We start from the raw sequence: 2,555 nt of genomic DNA on the forward strand, positions 1-2,555 counted from the left end.
CCGGCGGCGGCGGCGCGTCCAGGATCGAGCCGCGCTGCGCCTGGCCGCGGCCGAGCATCGCCATGGCCAGCGCCAGGCCCATGAACAGCGTCGCCAGGATGGCGGTGGTGCGGGTCAGCAGGTTGGCCGTGCCGCGCCCGGTCATGAAGGAGCCCATCCCCTGGGACGAGCCGATACCCAGGCCGCCGCCCTCGCTGCGCTGCAGCAGGACCACGCCGATCAGCGCGAGGGTGACGAACAGATGCAGGACGAGCAGGACGGTCATCATGGCGCAGCGCTCTTAGCCGCCTTCCTCGCCCCGCGCCAGTTCTCTTTCGGGGGAAGCGGCGGCGTCAGCCTGGCGGCCTCACTCCGCCGCTGCGGCGACCGGCCAGGGGAAGGCCAGCTCGAAGCGCGGCCCGCCTTCCGGCGGCGTGTGCCAGCGCGGCTCGCCGCCCAGCCGCTCGCTCAGGCTGCGGATCAGCTGCAGGCCCAGGCTGCCCTGCTGCGGCGGCAGGTCCGGCATGGGCTGTCCGCCCCCCGAATCGCTGACCCGCAGCCGCAGCGCCCCGCCTGTCCCGACGCATTCGACGGCGAGGGCGCCGCCGCCCTGCTGCGCCGCCTGGGTCACCACCTCGGTCACGATCAGGCCGAGCGTCACCGCCTCGTCGGCCGGGCATTCCACGCTGTCCAGCAGCAGGGCCAGGGGGCGGCCGGATTCGGCCAGGCCGCAGCTGCGCTCCAGCTCCTCGCACAGCCCGGCCAGATACTCGCCCAGATCGACCATGCCGATGCGCTGGCTGCGATACAGCCGGTCATGCACCCGGGCGATGCTGCCCACCCGCCGCGCCGCGTCCTCCAGCGCGGCGCGCCCCGCCTCGGGTGGCGTCATGCGCGCCTGCAGCGACAGCAGGGAGCGGGTGATGGTCAGGCTGTTCTTCACCCGGTGGTCGATCTCCCGCATCAGCAGGTCCTTCTCGCGCAGCAGCGCGTCGCGGTCGGCCAGCGCCGCCTCCGCCTCGCGCGCGCGCGCCTCGGCCAGCTCGGTCAGCGCGCGCAGCGCCGCCTGCGACAGCTCGCGGTCCACCGCGACGCCCAGCGTGTTGGCCAGGGCCTGGAGGAAGTTGATGTCGTCCGCCGTGAAGTCGCCGGCATCGCGGCTGTCCACCTCCAGCACGCCGAAGGGCTCGGCCTCGCCGCGGATGATGACGTTGATGGCGCGGCGCACGCCATGCTCGGCCATCAGCGCGGGCGTGCGGAAGCGCGCCTCCTCGGCCAGGTGGTTGGAGATCACGGGGCGGCCGGTGCGGAAGGCGAAGCCGGCCGGGCTCTCGGTGTCGCCGCCGATGCGCGCCTGGCCGACGCAGCCCGGCCGCCAGCCGAGGCCGGCGCGCAGCAGGAAGCATCCTTCCTCGGCGCGGTATTCCAGCACCTTGCTGAAATCGCCCGAGAGGCCCTCGGCGGCGAGGCGGGCCGCCTGGTCCAGCAATGGTTGCAGCCCTTCGCGCCGCAGCGCGGCCAGGCCCAGTTCGGCGATCAGCGCCTGCTGGCGCAGGCGGAGGGTCAGTTGGGCGTTCGTGTCCATGCGCACCGGCGGTCGCCCGCCGCCAGGAGCCGGGGCGGGTCTTGCCCCTCTCAATAGGCGGAGGCGTGGCCGGACCCAAGGCGTTTCCGCGTGAGGGCCGCGGTTCAGACCCCCGCCTGGCGCGCCAGCATGGCCAGCGCCCGCAGCGCGCTGGCGGCGCGCACCGCGGCGCGGTCGCCGGGGAAGACCTCGTGATACAGCTGAAGCGGCGCGCCGGCCCCGGCGGCGGCCAGGTGCACCAGCCCGACCGGCTTGCCCGGCGTGGCGCCGCCCGGCCCGGCGATGCCGGTGATGGCGACCGCCAGATCCGCCCCCGAATCCCGCAGCGCGCCCTCGGCCATGGCGCGCGCCACCTCGGCGCTGACCGCGCCGTGCCGCTCCAGCAGCGGCGGCGGCACGCCCAGCATGCGGGTCTTGGCGGCGTTGGAATAGGTGACGTAGCCGGCCAGCAGCGTCGCCGAGGAGCCGGCATGCGCGGTCAGCGCGGCGCTGACCAGCCCGCCGGTGCAGCTCTCGGCGGTGGCGACGGTCAGGCCGCGCGGTCGCAGCGCCGCCAGCAGCGCCGCCGCGCGCTCCAGCAGCGTCTCGTCCAGCAGGCTCATGGCAGCATCCCCGCGAAGCGCAGCGCCAGGATCACCGCCGCGGCGAGCGCCCCGGCGATCACATCGTCCAGCATCACCCCGGCGGCGCCCTTGCGGCGGTCGGCCCAGCCCACCGGGCCGGGCTTGGTGATGTCGAACAGGCGGAACAGCAGGAAGGCCAGGGCGATGCCGGCGGCGATCCCCTGCGGCGTCGCCGCCAGCTGCGGCGCCCAGGGGAAGGACAGGCCGAGGGCGGCCAGCGCCAGGCTCTGCCCGGCGCCCTCGTCGATCACCACCCAGGAGGGGTCCTGCCGCGCCTCGGGCAGCCGCGCCAGCGCCCAGAAGCCGAGCGCGGTGAGCAGCGCCGCCAGCCCCAGGCAGGCCAGCGGCCCGAGCAGCGCCACCGGCAG

The 2,555-nt window shown here is 75.5% G+C and carries 4 protein-coding genes; all 4 read right to left on the reverse strand.

The window, feature by feature from the left end; genetic code table 11:
* Window positions 1-268, reverse strand: a 268-nt coding sequence (gene secG / locus HMPREF0731_RS10530) for a preprotein translocase subunit SecG (RefSeq protein ID WP_007004099.1), incomplete at its 3' end; no start/stop codon positions are given.
* Between the two features lie 78 nt (window positions 269-346).
* On the reverse strand, window positions 347-1,564 hold the full coding sequence (locus tag HMPREF0731_RS10535; RefSeq protein ID WP_051014730.1) for a sensor histidine kinase: 1,218 nt from the start codon (window positions 1,562-1,564) through the stop codon (window positions 347-349).
* A gap of 104 nt (window positions 1,565-1,668) precedes the next feature.
* Window positions 1,669-2,166, reverse strand: a complete 498-nt coding sequence (locus tag HMPREF0731_RS10540; RefSeq protein ID WP_007004101.1) for a CinA family protein — start codon at window positions 2,164-2,166, stop codon at window positions 1,669-1,671.
* Window positions 2,163-2,555 (reverse strand): phosphatidylglycerophosphatase A family protein (locus tag HMPREF0731_RS10545; protein ID WP_007004102.1); only part of this gene is annotated, 393 nt, incomplete at its 5' end. The genes HMPREF0731_RS10540 and HMPREF0731_RS10545, both read right to left, overlap by 4 nt.

It is taken from the genome of Pseudoroseomonas cervicalis ATCC 49957 (assembly GCF_000164635.1).
GTDB lineage: Bacteria > Pseudomonadota > Alphaproteobacteria > Acetobacterales > Acetobacteraceae > Pseudoroseomonas > Pseudoroseomonas cervicalis.

Coding starts and splice junctions, on each gene's coding strand:
- HMPREF0731_RS10540 (WP_007004101.1), bottom strand. CDS start 2,166: ATGAGCCTGCTGGACGAGACGCTGCTGGAGCGCGCGGCGGCGCTGCTG.
- HMPREF0731_RS10535 (WP_051014730.1), bottom strand. CDS start 1,564: ATGGACACGAACGCCCAACTGACCCTCCGCCTGCGCCAGCAGGCGCTG.